This is a genomic window from uncultured Lamprocystis sp., from assembly GCF_903933125.1.
Lineage (GTDB): Bacteria > Pseudomonadota > Gammaproteobacteria > Chromatiales > Chromatiaceae > Thiodictyon.
In genome coordinates, this window is sequence record NZ_CAIZIZ010000264.1 from 1 (window position 1) to 15009 (window position 15009).

16 protein-coding genes are annotated in these 15009 nt (G+C 65.7%); 14 read left to right on the forward strand and 2 right to left on the reverse strand.

The genetic code is table 11. The annotated features are described in order from the left end of the window. The 3 genes from QZY03_RS13040 to QZY03_RS13050 form a co-directional block, all read left to right on the forward strand. Nucleotides 1-264, forward strand: a 264-nt coding sequence (locus QZY03_RS13040; protein ID WP_295581666.1) for a hypothetical protein, incomplete at its 5' end; no start/stop codon positions are given. A gap of 655 nt (nucleotides 265-919) precedes the next feature. Beyond that, a complete protein-coding gene (locus QZY03_RS13045) occupies nucleotides 920-1186 on the forward strand; it encodes a hypothetical protein (protein ID WP_295581668.1) in 267 nt (88 codons plus the stop codon). Nucleotides 1187-1270: 84 nt separating this feature from the next. Then, the gene (locus tag QZY03_RS13050; protein WP_295581670.1) at nucleotides 1271-1840 is read left to right on the forward strand and encodes a Uma2 family endonuclease; all 570 of its coding nucleotides are present in this window, start codon (nucleotides 1271-1273) and stop codon (nucleotides 1838-1840) included. A gap of 5 nt (nucleotides 1841-1845) precedes the next feature. Here the strand turns inward: QZY03_RS13050 and QZY03_RS13055 are convergent, their stop codons facing one another. Both QZY03_RS13055 and QZY03_RS13060 read right to left on the reverse strand, forming a co-directional pair. After that, nucleotides 1846-2709 (reverse strand): quinoprotein dehydrogenase-associated SoxYZ-like carrier, encoded by an 864-nt coding sequence (locus tag QZY03_RS13055; protein ID WP_295581672.1) that lies wholly within the window; start codon nucleotides 2707-2709, stop codon nucleotides 1846-1848. A 250-nt stretch (nucleotides 2710-2959) separates the two neighbouring features. Continuing rightward, nucleotides 2960-3895: a quinoprotein relay system zinc metallohydrolase 2 gene (locus QZY03_RS13060; RefSeq protein WP_295581674.1), complete on the reverse strand. Its 936-nt coding sequence runs from the start codon at nucleotides 3893-3895 to the stop codon at nucleotides 2960-2962. 272 nt (nucleotides 3896-4167) lie between these two features. Between QZY03_RS13060 and QZY03_RS13065 the strand changes: the two genes are divergently transcribed. The 11 genes from QZY03_RS13065 to QZY03_RS13115 all read left to right on the forward strand — a co-directional run. Further along, on the forward strand, nucleotides 4168-5247 hold the full coding sequence (locus QZY03_RS13065) for an ABC transporter substrate-binding protein (protein ID WP_295581676.1): 1080 nt from the start codon (nucleotides 4168-4170) through the stop codon (nucleotides 5245-5247). Between the two features lie 33 nt (nucleotides 5248-5280). Beyond that, nucleotides 5281-6030 (forward strand): ABC transporter permease, encoded by a 750-nt coding sequence (locus QZY03_RS13070; RefSeq protein ID WP_295581678.1) that lies wholly within the window; start codon nucleotides 5281-5283, stop codon nucleotides 6028-6030. Beyond that, the gene (locus QZY03_RS13075; RefSeq protein WP_295581680.1) at nucleotides 5981-6838 is read left to right on the forward strand and encodes an ABC transporter ATP-binding protein; all 858 of its coding nucleotides are present in this window, start codon (nucleotides 5981-5983) and stop codon (nucleotides 6836-6838) included. Before QZY03_RS13070 ends, QZY03_RS13075 begins: the two co-directional genes overlap by 50 nt. 253 nt (nucleotides 6839-7091) lie before the next feature. Further along, complete coding sequence (gene adh, locus QZY03_RS13080; protein ID WP_295581682.1) at nucleotides 7092-8612, forward strand: aldehyde dehydrogenase; 1521 nt, start codon at nucleotides 7092-7094, stop codon at nucleotides 8610-8612. 73 nt (nucleotides 8613-8685) lie between these two features. Then, a complete protein-coding gene (locus QZY03_RS13085) occupies nucleotides 8686-9069 on the forward strand; it encodes a DUF779 domain-containing protein (protein ID WP_295581684.1) in 384 nt (127 codons plus the stop codon). A gap of 37 nt (nucleotides 9070-9106) precedes the next feature. Beyond that, complete coding sequence (locus QZY03_RS13090; RefSeq protein ID WP_295581685.1) at nucleotides 9107-9703, forward strand: DUF2380 domain-containing protein; 597 nt, start codon at nucleotides 9107-9109, stop codon at nucleotides 9701-9703. Between the two features lie 415 nt (nucleotides 9704-10118). Continuing rightward, a complete protein-coding gene (locus tag QZY03_RS13095; RefSeq protein WP_295581687.1) occupies nucleotides 10119-10733 on the forward strand; it encodes a hypothetical protein in 615 nt (204 codons plus the stop codon). Next, complete coding sequence (locus QZY03_RS13100; protein ID WP_295581689.1) at nucleotides 10730-11194, forward strand: TonB-dependent receptor; 465 nt, start codon at nucleotides 10730-10732, stop codon at nucleotides 11192-11194. The genes QZY03_RS13095 and QZY03_RS13100 overlap by 4 nt, the downstream gene beginning before the upstream one ends. A gap of 69 nt (nucleotides 11195-11263) precedes the next feature. Then, nucleotides 11264-11809 (forward strand): PepSY domain-containing protein, encoded by a 546-nt coding sequence (locus QZY03_RS13105; protein ID WP_295581691.1) that lies wholly within the window; start codon nucleotides 11264-11266, stop codon nucleotides 11807-11809. 242 nt (nucleotides 11810-12051) lie between these two features. Next, a complete protein-coding gene (locus tag QZY03_RS13110; RefSeq protein ID WP_295581693.1) occupies nucleotides 12052-14007 on the forward strand; it encodes a sigma-54-dependent Fis family transcriptional regulator in 1956 nt (651 codons plus the stop codon). Between the two features lie 54 nt (nucleotides 14008-14061). After that, on the forward strand, nucleotides 14062-15009 hold a 948-nt coding region (locus tag QZY03_RS13115; protein ID WP_295581695.1), incomplete at its 3' end, for a Fic family protein.

Below are 15009 nucleotides of genomic sequence, written 5' to 3' on the forward strand. Positions count from 1 at the left end.
TCTGTTGCCGGGTTCGACGCCGACACCAGGAGCCCCGACGCCCACCCCGGGAGCAACACCCACGCCCGGCGCACCAACGCCAGGTCTGACGCCGACTCCGCGTGCCCCCACGCCGACCCCGGCCGCTCCAACGTTGCCTGCTGCACCGGGCTGATTGATGCCGGGATCCCTGACGCCGACTCCGGGCGCCCCGACGCCGGCAGTTCCTCCCCTTACGCCGGGCTGGTTGATGCCTGGGTCGCGCGCATCCAGCACCCCCGATAGGGCAGCAAGCGCTGCGCCAACGGCTAGGATGTGCCCCAACTTGTTTCGTCTCTTGCTCATCGCGTTACCTCCACTCATGGTCCGGTGCAATCCTGGCTGACGGCCGCTGAACCACGGAGACAGGGTTGTTGCCTTGAAACGCCTCGCGGTCATAGACGCCGCCACATGGCATTATAGTCCTCGACACCGCCCTTCACCGTCATTTCGCCTTGGGTGCGCCGTCTTCGAGGGGCAGGAAATCGACCTTGTCCACGTCGTTGTGCTGCTTGAAGCTGAACAGGCTGTCCGAGAACTTCGGCGCCCGCGCAGAGCCACCATCCGCGTTGCGCGTCCGCTATCCGAAAGGCCGGGCGTCTCTTTGGGGCTGTGGTGGCTGCAGGGTCGTAGACCCGGAGGCGGGCATGACCAAATCAGCAGGGACTTTCTGGGACTGTCGTGAATCTGCTGATAGCTTGCCCAGCGACTTGTTGGTACGGATGGCGGTTCGACCTCTGATAGCGGCCAGCCCGAGACCAGCCGCGACTGACAGCTCCGGGTCGTGAGCGGTCTTCAGCCTGGGGCACTGACCTGATCCCGTCGCGGCAGACCATGGACCGGGCACCACTCGCGATCGTCACCGGACCAGGCACAGCACAAAAGGCTCCGGCGCTACGGCATGACCGGGCTCGCCCTGTTCGGCCTCGGTATCGACGACGACACGCTCTTGAGCATCATCATAATCACCAACGGTCCGAATCCCGACACCCTGCGCAAGTGCGCGTGCAGTCTGGATTTCATCGCCGCCGCCCCCTATGCGGATTATGAGCAGGTCGAAACCCTGATGCGCCTGCAACAACCCGCCGACAAGAGCGCCCCCTGGGCCAAGGAGACCGTCACCCACTACAAGGAGGTCCAGGCGGAGTTTACCTTACGCTGCTTCTGATCGGCTTGCCGAATCCACCAGTCCCGCCTAGGATGGTCCCTGGACGGTCACCCCAGGCATCGACCCGACCGCCAGGAGCCGATCATGTCTGTCACCGCGCACGCCCGGATTCACCACTGGCGCTTCACCGTCGACGACTATCAACGCATGGGCGAGACCGGCATCTTGCACGAGGACGACCGGGTCGAACTGATCGAAGGGGAGATTGTCGCGTTGCCACCCATCGGCAGCCCCCACGGGGGCCGTGTGAAGCACTTGAATCGGATACTCGCCAGCGCGGTCGGCGAGTACGCCATCGTCGCGGTGCAGGACCCGGTCGTGCTGGGCATCCGCTCCGAGCCCGAGCCCGACATCGCAGTCCTGCGCCCGCGCCCGGACTTTTATGCCGACGCCCACCCGGTGGCCGCCGACGTGCTGCTGCTGATCGAGGTCGCCGACAGCAGCCTCCAGTACGACCTGAACGTCAAGGTCCCGCTCTATGCCCGCCACGGCATCCCCGAGGTGTGGGTGGTGGACATTGCCCACCGTCAGGTGCTGCGTTTCAGCCAACCCGCTAACGGCGCCTATCTGGAACAAGGACCGATCAACCTCAAGGCCCCGATCGCCCTGCCCGGACTGCCGGGCTGCGCGGTGCAACTCGCCGCGTTGTTCTGATTGCCCTAACCCCCGCTCGGCACGACCGGAAAGGTCTGCTCAAAGGCACGGCCGGTGGAGTCCTGAACCTGGACACTCAACTCCCCCGCCGCGGCGGCGGGGATGAGGCCGAAGCGAACGCTCGGGTTCTCGCTGATGGAGATGTTGGTATCGGCGGTGAACAGTGGTTGGCCCTGATAGCTGACCGCGATGTGTTTGACATAGTCGGCGGGGATGAACTGGCGGGAGACCTGATCGAACTGTAGGCCGGAGTTGTTGGGGTGTTTGATCAGAAACTGGGCGGCGAGCCGCTCGCCTGGGCTCACGCGCTCCGGCAGCACCAGCTTCATCCGGCCGATCTGCGCCGCGGCGGCGGCCGGGTCCTTGAGCGAGGGGGCCGAGCAGCCGCCGGATGCCTTCACATAATTGACGACCATGTAGAGTTGTCCATCCTCTGTGCGCGCGACGGCGCGCACGTTCGAATAGGCATTGACGCGGATGCGCGTGGCGATCTCGTCCCAGGCTTGGGTGCCGGGGAAGTGAAAGACGGTGGCGAGCGGTACCGGATTCATGTCGATGATCAGGTACAGGTCCTGGATGCGGCGGCCTGCGGCCTGGTCCGCGAGCGGTTTGATGCTGACCGGCACCACCGCCGCGTCCTCGGCGCGGTAGGGCGTGTTGAGTTGCAGCAGGTCACGGCCGTCAGCCGGCAGCCGGTCACCGAACAAAGCAGTACGGATTTCTTCCCAACGCGCCTCGTCCGGGTTGGCTAAGACCGGCCCGGCCAGCACCGGCCACAAGCCGCCGAGCAGGACCATGGCAAGCAACAGTGCCCAGGCACCGGGCCAGGCACAGGCGTCAGGGTGTGCCGATTCCGAGACAGTTGTCATACGCATCACTCAGAGTTGAAACAGACGACAGGCCCATGGCGACAGCGGCATCAGGGGGACACCGTGCTACCGGTAACCGACGCACCGTCACCAGCACGGCGGCAGGGGACGAAGCCGATGGTCAACGCCGTGCGGGGAAGCGACCGCGCGTCACCTGGTTAGATCCATATTCGGTGCCAAAAAATCGCTCTTTTGTTTTATGTTTTTGCGCTCTTCGCGCCTGCGCCTGAGTGAATCTTCAGTGGGACGCTCATTCCCACTCCAACTCGACAAAGGCCGCGGTGACGTTGCGCCGGTGGTAGTCGTCGAACAAGAGCCAGTTGCCTGACTCGGCCAGCCCCACCGAGTCCACTGCCTCCTCGATGGTTCCTTGTCGGCGCAGCACTGCCCGCACCCCCGCGGCCACGGCCTGCAGATAGCGCCGTTGCGCGGCGACTGCGGCGTACCGATCGGCCGGTACGCCGCCATGGCCGGGCACCAGACGCAGCGCAGGCCCTTGATCGATCGTATCCAATTCCCGCAACCAGCCCAAGAGGCTGCCGTCGATGACCGGGATGCGATCCACGAAGAGTAAGTCGGACAGCCACCAGGTGCCGGTCTGGCGATCAAGGATACTGAGATCATTGTTGGTGTGAGCCGTGGGATGAGCACGCAGTTCCAGGGTGCGCCCGCCGAGATCCAACTCCCGCGTGCCGGCAACGCTGGACCCTGGGACCACCAGGCGCGTCCCCTCCGCCGCCTCCCCCAAGTCCGCCAGGGCGCGTTCACGATAGTGCTCGCCCCGCCGCGCCAGAGCGTCGGCGAGGTTGGCGTGACCGATGAACTCCGGTCGGTCCTGCTCGAAGGCGGCGGCTCCCAGCACATGGTCCGGGTGCACATGGGTCAGGATCACATAGGCGATGGGCAAGTCAGTGACCCGACGTACCGCCGCGCGCAGGGCGAGACCCTCCGCATAGGTGCCGCCGGTGTCGATCACGGCGACCCGCTCGTTCCCGACGATGAAGCCGATATTGGCGATATGGCCCTGGTTTTCCGGTGCGGCCACTTCCTGGACACCCTGGTCGAGGTAGACCCCAGGTGCGGCCTCGGTCATGGGTAAGGCGTCAGCCCAGGCCGGGCGCCAGCCGAGCAAGCCGACGCAGCAAAGCGCGATCAGCAAGGGGCCGCGGGGTGTGCTCAGTCTCAAGGTTCGATCCTCCCGAGTCATGGATGGAAATCAGCGACATCGAAAGACCAGACGGTCAATCCGCAACTGAGCGCCGATAAACACCAGCGGCGTCCCTGTATGCCGCGCTTCAACGGCCGTCGCCGGGCAAATGGCCCTTATTTTGCTTTACCGCTTCGCGCAAGCGGGCAGCGCACCTTCCCGGACAGCAACTGCCGGACCAAGCGGCGTCGCCCGGTCGGCAACGACATCACCGGGGGCCGATAAACCCTAGATCAACTATTGGAGGGCCCATGCAATTCATTCGCACTCACTTGCGTTCATTTGCCGACAATCTGCTGCCGTGGGGGTTGACGAAGGCCAGCCCGGACACCCGCCGGCACCGCTGGCCGCTGGCCCTCTCGGTTTGCCTCATGGCGCTAACCCTGACCGCCCCACTGTCGGCGCAAGCCGAATCCACTGCGCCCGCTGCGACAATCCGCCTGGCGGTGCTCAAGTACGGTACGGCCAACTGGCTGCTGGACGTGATCCAGCGGCATCGACTGGATCAGGCCGAGGGCGTGACGCTGGCGATCAAGGAATACGCCGGCACCCAGGCGACCCTGGTCGCCCTCCAGGCCGGCGACACCGACCTGGCGATCGACGACTGGATCTGGGTCGCCCGCCAACGCACCGCGGGCCGACCTTTCACTTTCGTCCCCTACTCCACCGCCACCGGCGCATTGGTGGTCCCTCAGGGGTCCGGGATCCATGGGATCGCGGACCTCAAAGGCCGGTCATTCGGCATCGCCGGGGGCCCCCTGGACAAGAACTGGCTCCTGCTGCGCGCACTCGCGGCCAAGCAAGGCGTCGACCTCGCGGGGGCGGTAGAGCCGGTCTACGGTGCCCCGCCGCTGATCAGCGAGCAACTGAAGCAGGGCCGGATCGAGGCGGCGATCACCTACTGGCACTACGCCGCCCGCCTCACTGCAGCCGGTTATACGCCGGTGGTGCAGATCCAGTCGGTCATCAAGGACCTGGGGGTCACGGCCGCCGTACCGATGGTCGGTTTCTGCTTCGATGAGACCTGGGCGACCAGTCATCGACAGTCCCTGCTGGGGTTCTTCCGGGCGGTCGATCAGGCGCGCACCCTGCTGCGCGACTCCGATGCGGAGTGGGCGGCGCTGCGCCCGCTGATGGCCGCCCCCGATGAGGCGACCTTCATCGCCCTGCGCGACGGCTTCCGCGCCGGCATCCCCAGCCAGTGGGGGCCGGCGGAGCGCACCGGCGCGGAACAGGTGTTCCAGATCCTGCGGGAGGTCGGCGGCAGCCAGTTGGTGGGTGATGCCATGACGCTCCCGGCCGGGACCTTCTGGGACGGGCGGTCCGACTGAGCGTCCGGCCGGAACAGCGACTCCAGCCGCGACGTGAGGCCTTATCACCCGCTCCTGCTGCGGCTGGTCTCCGCACTGAGCCTGCTGCTCGCGTGGCAACTGGCGGCCTGGTGGTGGGCGAGCAGCCTGCTGCCGACGCCGGCCGCGGTCATCGGGTTAATACTGCGCGACACCCTGGCCGGCGGGTTGCTGCACGATCTGGGGGCGACCCTGCGGCGAGTGGGGCTGGCCTTCGTCATCGCCATGCTGGTAGGCAGTATGATCGGCATCCTCATGGGCCGACGGCGCACCGCCGACCTGCTGCTCGACCCCTGGCTGATGTTGTTCCTGAACGTCCCGGCCCTGGTGGTGATCATCCTCGCCTATGTCTGGTTCGGACTGGCGGAGTCCACCGCGGTGTTCGCCATTGCGCTGAACAAGATCCCCAACGTGGCGGTGACCCTGCGCGAGGGGGCACGCACCCTGGACCAGGACTATCTGGAGATGGCGCGCAGCTTCCGCATCGGCCGGCGCAAGACCTTCATCTATGTCACGCTGCCCCAGTTGCTGCCGTATTTCGCGGTGGCCGCCCGCTCCGGGCTGGCCCTGATCTGGAAGGTAGTGCTGGTGGTGGAACTGCTGGGACGCAACGACGGGATCGGCTTCGAGCTGCATCTGTTCTTTCAACTCTTCGACGTGACCGGGATCCTGGCCTATAGCCTGGCCTTCATCCTGGTGATGCTGGCGATCGAGTATGGCCTGCTGCAACCCCTTGAACGCGCTGCCAACCGCTGGCGCCGCTGAGCGCTGGTCGGCGACCGCCGCCGCAAGGCCGGAGGGTGCGCCGGCGCCCCCACCGGTGGTGAAGGTCCGCATCGACCGCAAAGCCTTCGCGGACCCCGCCACAGGCCGCGAGCGCCTGATCCTGGATCGGGTGGAATTTGACTTGCGCCCGGCCGAATTCGTCGCCCTGGTCGGCCCCTCCGGCTGCGGCAAGAGCACCCTACTGCAGATCGTCGCCGGGCTGGACCCCGTCTTTAGCGGAGGTATCCACTGGCCCGGAACCCGCGATGGCGGCCACCCGAGTCTGGGCTATTGCTTTCAGAACCCGCGGCTGCTGCCCTGGCTCAGCCTGCGCGCCAACATCGACTTGGTACTGGACGACCCGGCCGCCCAAGCCGAGCGTATCGACGGGTTATTGCGGACCATGGGCCTCATTGAGGTCGGTCATTTCCCCGCCAACCGACTCTCGGTCGGGATGCAGCGCCGCGCCGCCCTGGCCCGTGCCTTCGCCCCCGCACCCCGGCTGCTGCTGATGGACGAACCCTTCGTCTCGCTGGACGCCCCCACCGCCGCGCAACTGCGCGGCCTTCTGCTCGACCTGTGCGCGGCGCAACGCCCCACCGTGATCTTCGTTACCCATGACCTGCGCGAGGCGACCCTGCTTGCCGACCGGGTACTGTTCCTCTGCGCCCCGCCCAGCCGGATCATCGGCATGGCGGAGGTCGGCATCCCGCGCGCACAGCGGCGGGACGAGCCCCTGGTCGCCGCCCGCCACGCCGTGCTCAACACACTCTTCCAAGATCTGTACCAACCGCTGAAGCCAGGGTGAACCCGCCGCAAGTGAACGCGACCGCCGCTAGCCGGCTCTGCGACAGAGTGTTGCATCTCTGGAGCAATCCGTGTCGCGCGGTAGCCGTCGAGGCAGCACCAGTCCGGCTCCTGGCCGCGCGACGCCCCCGGCTGGACACCAGGATCACCGCCGGTAGCACGAACTTTGCATCCTCCAACGCGCAAGTCGATCTGGTTCGCTCCGGACCACCGGCCGCCCCTATCACAACAACGAGGACATCAGGAGAACACCCATGATTTACGCCAAGCCTGGTCAGCCCGATTCCAAGTTCAGCTTCAAGCCCCGCTACGGCAACTTCATCGGCGGCGACTGGGTCGCCCCGGTGGAGGGCCGCTATTTCGAGAATGTCTCCCCGGTGGATGGCCGGGTCTTCTGTGAGATACCGCGCTCCTCCGCCGCCGATATCGAGCTGGCCCTGGACGCCGCTCACCGCGCCAAGGAGGCCTGGGGCAAGACCTCCCCCGCGGAACGCTCCAACGTGCTGCTGAAGATTGCGGACCGGATGGAGCAGAACCTGGAGCTGATCGCCCTGGCCGAGACCTGGGACAACGGCAAGCCGATCCGCGAGACCCTGGCCGCCGATATCCCCCTGGCGATCGACCACTTCCGCTATTTCGCCGGCTGTATCCGCGCCCAGGAGGGGTCCATCTGCGAGATCGACAAGGATACGGTCGCTTATCATTTCCATGAGCCCCTGGGCGTGGTCGGCCAGATCATCCCCTGGAACTTCCCCATCCTGATGGCGACCTGGAAACTGGCCCCGGCACTCGCCGCCGGTAATTGCGTGGTCCTCAAACCCGCCGAGCAGACCCCGGTCGGCATCCTGGTGGTCGCGGAGCTGATCGCGGACCTGTTGCCGCCCGGCGTGCTCAACATCGTCAACGGTTTCGGGGTGGAGGCCGGCAAGCCGCTGGCCACCAACAAGCGCATCGCCAAGGTCGCCTTCACCGGCGAGACCAGCACCGGCCGCCTGATCATGCAGTACGCCGCGGAGAACATCATCCCGGTCACCCTGGAGTTGGGCGGCAAGTCGCCGAACATCTTCTTCGCGGACGTCATGGACCAGGAAGACGCCTTTTTCGACAAGTCGCTGGAAGGCTTCGCCATGTTTGCGCTGAATCAGGGCGAGGTCTGCACCTGCCCCTCGCGCGCCCTGATCCAGGAGTCGATCGCGGACGCCTTCATCGCGCGGGCGGTGGAGCGGGTCGGCAAGGTCCGCCAGGGCAACCCGCTGGATACCGAGACCATGCTTGGCGCCCAGGCGTCGTCCGAGCAGCTCGATAAGATTCTCTCCTACATCGACATCGGCCGCCAGGAAGGCGCCCAGTGCCTGACCGGCGGGGCGCGTAAGGTCATGGAGGGCGACCTGGCCGGCGGCTACTATGTGCAGCCGACCATCTTCAAGGGCCATAACAAGATGCGCATCTTCCAGGAGGAGATTTTCGGCCCCGTCGTCTCGGTGACCACCTTCAAGGACGAGGCCGAGGCCCTGGCGATCGCCAACGATTCGCTCTACGGGCTCGGGGCCGGTGTCTGGAGCCGCGATGGGCGGCGCGCCATCGTCATGGGCCGCGCCATCCAGGCCGGCCGGGTCTGGACCAACTGCTACCACCTCTATCCGGCCCACGCGGCGTTCGGCGGCTACAAGCAGTCGGGCATCGGGCGCGAGACTCACAAGATGATGCTCGACCACTACCAGCAGACCAAGAACCTGCTGGTGAGCTATAGCCCGAATGCCATGGGCTTCTTCTAGCCGGCGCCCCGCACGCACCGGGGCCGACCGCCCCGGCGCGTCCGCTCCTGCGCATTGCAATGGATGACCAGCCATGAACGAACCAACACCGCGGGTCGTTGCCACCGAGGCCGCGCTGGCCCTCATCGAGCGGCTCCAGGCAATGCACGGGGCGCTGATGTTTCACCAGTCCGGCGGCTGCTGCGACGGCAGCGCCCCCATGTGCTGGTCGGCGGGTGAATTCCGCACCGGAGGCAGCGATGTACGCTTGGGCGAGATCGGCGGCTGCCCCTTCTGGATGAGCGAATCCCAGTTCGCGTATTGGCAACACACCCAGTTGATCATCGACGTGGTTCCTGGTCGCGGCGGCATGTTCTCACTGGAAGGCCCCGAGGGACTGCGCTTCCTGACCCGCTCGCGTCTGTTCACCGACGAGGAGTGGGCCGGCGTGGCGCCGATCACCCACGGCGGCGATTGAAGAGCCGCTGCCGACATTCGCCAACCGCACACCCGCCATGCGCACGCCCCGGACCCCCAGTCACCCCAAGTCGATCCCGGCCCTGATCTGTGCCCTGTTCTGGCTGCTCTGGACTCCGCCCCTGTGGGCCGCGACCGCCATCGCGGTCCTGGACTTCGAACTCAACGATTTGACGCCCCTGCCGGCCACCCCGGAGGAGATCGCGCGCACCGCTTCCATCCGGCCCTTGGTGGAACAGGCGCTCGCGGGCCTGGGGCCCTATCAACTCATGCCGATCCCGGCGGCGGCGCTCACCCAGGCCAACGTCGGTTTCGGCTATGTCTACGACCACCCGGAAGCCGCCGCCGCGCTGGGACGCGCCCACGGAGCCGACTGGGTGCTGGTCGGCCGCCTGCACAAGCCGAGTTTCTTGTTCGCGTACCTGCTGGGGCGACTGGTGAATACCGACACCGGGCAGGTCGCCGCCAATCTGGTGGTGGAGGCCAAGGGGCCCTCCGAACAGGTGACCCGGCGCGCCGCCGCCCGACTCGCGCAGCAGACCAATGATGCCCTGAGCGGTCGACCCGTGCCCGGCGGGCCGGTACCGACTGGGTCAGGGCGACCCGCCGGCACACCTGCGGCACGGTCGCCCTAGACGCCCCCCCCCCGTAGATTACCATCCGCCGTAGTGATCCGATTGACGTTTCCGGACAGAACTTTACTTCACATGCATGAGCCCGAGGAGATGGCACCCGTGAAACTAGGCGCTTCCCGCCATCCACCGCAACCGGGTCGGCCCCTTCCAGCGCTGACCCGCACTTTGCTTGCTGGTATGCCGGGCGTCGTGCTCGCCGCCCCGCTCCTGGCAGCCGAGCCGAGCACGCTCGCCGAGGTGACTGTGATCGGCGTTACCCCGGTCCACGGGGTCGGCCTGCCCAAGGATCGCTTGCCCTATCCGGTCCAGGACGCCACCGGCGGCCAGATCAGGGACTCACTGAGCGGCAGCCTGGCGGACTTCATGAATCAGCGCCTGGGCAGCGTCTCGATCAACGAGGCGCAGAACAACCGCCGTGAACCTGTTCAGCTCATTCGGCTGGCGTGCCCCGGACTCCGCCGTGGACCTGGATCTGGCCTATGCGAATACCGATCTGACCGGCAACGGTGCCATCCCGGCGGAGCTGATGGCGCAGGACCGCAGCGCGGTCTTCACCTTCCCGGATACCACCAAAAACGAACTGTTCTCGGTCAACCTCAATGGCGAGCACTGGTTCGGCAAGCAGGTGCTGATCTCGGGCAACCTGTTCTACCGCAACCTGGATACCAAGTCATTCAACGGCGATGCGGGTGATTTTGGAACTTGTGCACCGCCGAACGAGACAGCGGATGAGACGGAGGACGGCATGGAAGCGGCCGCCGAGACCGGGAACGGCGAAGAGGAGGGGGCCACGCCGGTGCACCAGGAGCCGACCTACCTGTGTGACGAGGACGGGGAGGTACTGATGGACCGGGCCGGCAACCCCATCCTTGCACAGGACGCCGATGGCAACCCCTACGACGCGATCAACAACCGTTCCAGCCGTCAACAGGAGACCGGGGGCGGGATCCTGCAGGCCACCTTGCTGCAGGATCTGTTCGGCCTCAGCAATCAATTCATCCTGGGGGTGAGCTATTTTACCGGTTCTTGAATTACACCTACCTGCAGGCCAGCTTTCAGGACAACTTCTACTCTCACAGTCCCAACCACCCGACGGCCAACGACGAAGGGAACATCTACGTGGAATCCGGCGACCGTCTCCCGGGGATCCCCGTAGACAACTTCAAGACCGGCTTGGACTGGCAGATCACCCCCAAACTCAGTGCCGGACTGACGGTCGTCTACCAGTCCGGACAATTTTACCGTGGGGACGAATCCAACCAGTTGCCGAAAATCCCTGGATATGCCATGGTTAATCTGCGCGGGGAGTATCGTGTCACCGACCGTTTTGCGATCCTGGTCAAGGTCGCCAATCTGTTCGACACGGAGTATTCGAGTTTTGGACTCCTGGGGCAGGCGGACGAAGTCCTGGGCGACGCGTACCTCGATCCCCGTTTCGCAGGACCAGGCGCGCCCTTGGGCGGCTGGATTGGTCTACGCATGACCCTCTAAACCCGGCCGTCCAGGCACGGCCAAGCCCTCGCTGCGGCGAGATCATTAGATCTGCACAAGGAGTTCGACATGAAACGATTGATGTTTTGCGTATCAGTGGCAGCGGCCCTGGCATCCGCCGAGGCAACGGCCGGCCCCATCGCCGACGCGGCCGCGCGGACCCAGGTCTCGTTCACCACCTGTATGGACCTGGTCGCCGAACAGATCGGCGCCGCCATCTCCAGCGTGGAGTTCGAGTCCCGCCAGGGCGACCCGACCTACGAGTTCATTGTCAACGCGCAGGGCGCCACCTATTACGTGGGATGCAGCGGGCACAGCGGCCTGGTATCCCAGGTGGACGTCGTGGTCCAGGCCGACGACCCGCGCTGGACCGCGGTCGCCAAGGTGACCGAGGAGCAGGCAGCGGCCCTCGCGACGGGTCTTTACCCGGGCGACGTGGAGGGGGTCAAACGGCTGCTGTTGGCATCCGGTGGGGCCGCCTTTGAGGTGGATATCGAAATTCCCGGCGGCAATGGCGAGTTCAATGTCTATGTCGACGCGACCGACGGCCGCATTGGTCCGGTCAACCACGAGTATTGGGAAATCGGCGAGACCATGCCGGGCAATAGGAACTGAACCTCCGCGTTTTTCCTTTCCGTCGCTGGGCCGTCCTTGACGGCGGCCCACGCCACCACATCGTTCTCAGTGGTCAGCGTCTAACCCCCGCTAGTCGCATTTCTGTTGTGCCGAGGGTGCCGCGTGTCGTACTGTCGACATCCGGGTGAATAACCCCATGAAGACAACACCCCCGCGCCTCATTGCAGAACGACGGGGGGCGGACCGCTGCGGCGGCCCAACTACCGCTGGAGGACAACGCCTTGGGTACCCTCTCCCTCACGGCCGGCACGGCCGATCATGTATCGCGTGTGCGCGGCGTGCTTGCCGGCAACGACCTCACAAATCCTGGTCTTGACACGGTGACCCTGGCCTCCTGGCAGCGCTGCTACCGTGACCATGGACTCGACCCGGGCGCCGCCCCCGACCCGGTGATCATCCCACGCGCCGACCTGCGTGACCGGCAGGAACGCTACGGGCGGCTGCTCGAGATCGCCCGCCCCGAGATGACCAACCTCTATCAGCAATTGGCCGGCTCCGGCCACGCCATCATGCTGACCGACCGGGACGGGGTCCTGCTCAACTATATTGGCGATCCGATCTTCACCGACACCGCCGCGGCGGTCGGCATCAAGACCGGGGCGGTGTGGAGCGAAGCGGTGCAGGGTACCAACGGCATGGGTACCTGCCTCATTGAGCAGAAGCCGCTGGTGATCCACAAGTCCTCGCACTTCTTTATGCGCAACGCGGGACTCACCTGCGCCGCCGCGCCGATCTTCGACCCCAACGGCAACGTCCTGGCCATCCTCGACGCCTCCAGCGAGGCGACCCTGGCCCAGCAGCACACTATGGTGCTGCTCAACATGTCCGCCCAGGTGGTCGAGAACCGGGTCTTTTTCTGCGGCATGCGCGAAGCCTATATCTTCCGCTGTCACAGCCGCGCCGAGTTCATCGGCACCCTGGGGGAGGGGCTGATCGCCTTCACCCCGGACGGACGCATCCTGGCGGTCAACCGCAGCGCCATGTTCCAACTGGAGATCAAGGGGCCGGAACAGATCGTCGGGCGCGCGCTGTCCGACCTCTTCTCCATGTCCCTGCCGATGCTGCTCAAGCGCGCCCAAGGCGGACCCGCCTTCCCCATCCACGAGACCCGTTGCGAGCGGCGTTTCTTCGCCAAGATCCAGGCCCCGGAGAATACCGGTCGACCCGCCCTGGCCCCAGTGCTGCGCCCCCACCCGGCGTCGAATGCGCCCGCCCTGCCGCTGATCCCCGGTCCCTTCGAGGCCATGCACTTCGGCGACCCGCGGATGCAACGCAACGTCGCAACCATCAAGAAGGTGCTGGATCGCGACATCCCCTGCATGTTGTTCGGTGAAACCGGCGTCGGCAAGGACGTCTTTGCGCGCGCCATCCACCAGGCCAGCCCGCGCCGGGACAAGCCCTTCGTGGCGCTCAACTGCGCCTCGCTCCCCGAGTCGCTGATCGAAAGTGAACTGTTCGGCTACAAGTCCGGCGCCTTCACCGGCGCCAACCGCGAGGGCAGCCGCGGCAAGATCGTCCAGGCCGACGGCGGCACCCTGTTTTTAGACGAGATCGGCGATATGCCGGTCCAACTCCAGGCCCGGCTGCTGCGTGTCCTGGAGGACCGCATGGTCGTCCCCTTAGGCGGCGACAAGCCCATCCCCGTCTCCATCCAACTCATCAGCGCGACGCACCGTGATATCCGCGCGCTGATCAGCACCGGCCTGTTCCGCGAGGATCTTTATTACCGTATCCACGGCATCTCCATCACCATCCCCCCCTTGCGCGAGCGCACCGACCGGCGCGAACTGATCCTCAAGGTCGCCCAAGCGCAGGTCGGCCCCGCCGTGACGCTCGACTGGGAACCCGCGGCCATGGAGCGGCTGGTCAACTATCCCTGGCCCGGCAACCTGCGGCAACTGCGTAACGTCTTGCGGGCGGTCACCGCACTCTGTGACGACAACCGTATTACCCTCAACGACCTGCCCGACGAGGTCCGCCACCCGCCGCGGGCGATCGACGCCCCCGCCGTCCCGGACGAGGCGTTCAATGCGTTGGGACTCGCCGAGCGCGACGCCCTGCTGCGGATGCTCGAAGACCTGCACTGGAACGTCAGTCTGGTCGCCAAAAACCTGGGGCTGAGCCGCAACACACTGTATCGGCGGATGAAGCGGTATGGGATCAATCCGGCGCGGTGATATTGGACAGAAAGATAAGCGGCGAGGCATTGACGACGCGTTGGAGAACGTCGGATGGGAAGAGCGTGCGCATCGCAAAGCGGCCAGGTTTATGACCAAGGCCAACGCGCCGTGGGGCGCGGGGTGCCGTTGCGCCGAGCTGAGCCGAATAGGGCCTATAATCGGCTCATGTGGATCTGGCAACGGCCTGACTGGCCGACCTTCAGTTTTGATGCGAGCCGCCTGGCTTCGGCCGTCACCGAGTTTCGGTGCCGGGCCGAGGCACTCGCGGGTGCCGTGTCGCGATTGGCCGTCGATGATCGCTGGGAAGCCCTGGTGGACCTGCTCGTTTCCGAGGCAATCAAGACCAGTGCCATCGAAGGCGAGCAATTGGATCGTGCGTCGGTACGCTCCTCAATCAAAGCCTACATCGGACTGACTCCGAAAGACACCCTGTCCCGAGACCCGCGGGCGGACGGGATCGCGGCCCTCATGGTGTCCGTCCGCGACAGTTTTGCCCGGCCGCTGGACGCCGCTTTGCTCGGAACCTGGCAGACCATGGTGATCCCGGAGCGCCCGTCCCATGCGTTGGAGCGGGGCGTCTTTCGTCGCGGCGACGCGCCGATGCTGATCGTCTCCGGTTACATCGGCAAACGGCGGGTGCATTATGAAGCACCACCGTCATCACAGGTGCCGCAGGAGATGGCCCGATTTTTGGCTTGGTACAACGCGACCGACCCTGCCATCAACAAGAACCCGCTTCCCGGACCGCTGCGAGCCGGCATTGCGCATCTGTGGTTTGAATCGATCCATCCGTTCGACGACGGCAACGGCCGAGTCGGGCGGGCTATCGCCGATCACGCCATTGCCCAAGACCTCGGGTACCCGCCACTGTCCAGCCTCGCCACCTGCATCGAGGCCGACAAGAAGACCTACTATGCGCTGTTGGAGCGCAGCCAGCGTGCGGGGCTTCAGATCGATGACTGGCTCACCTGGTTCGTCGCAACGGTGCTCAAGGCCCAA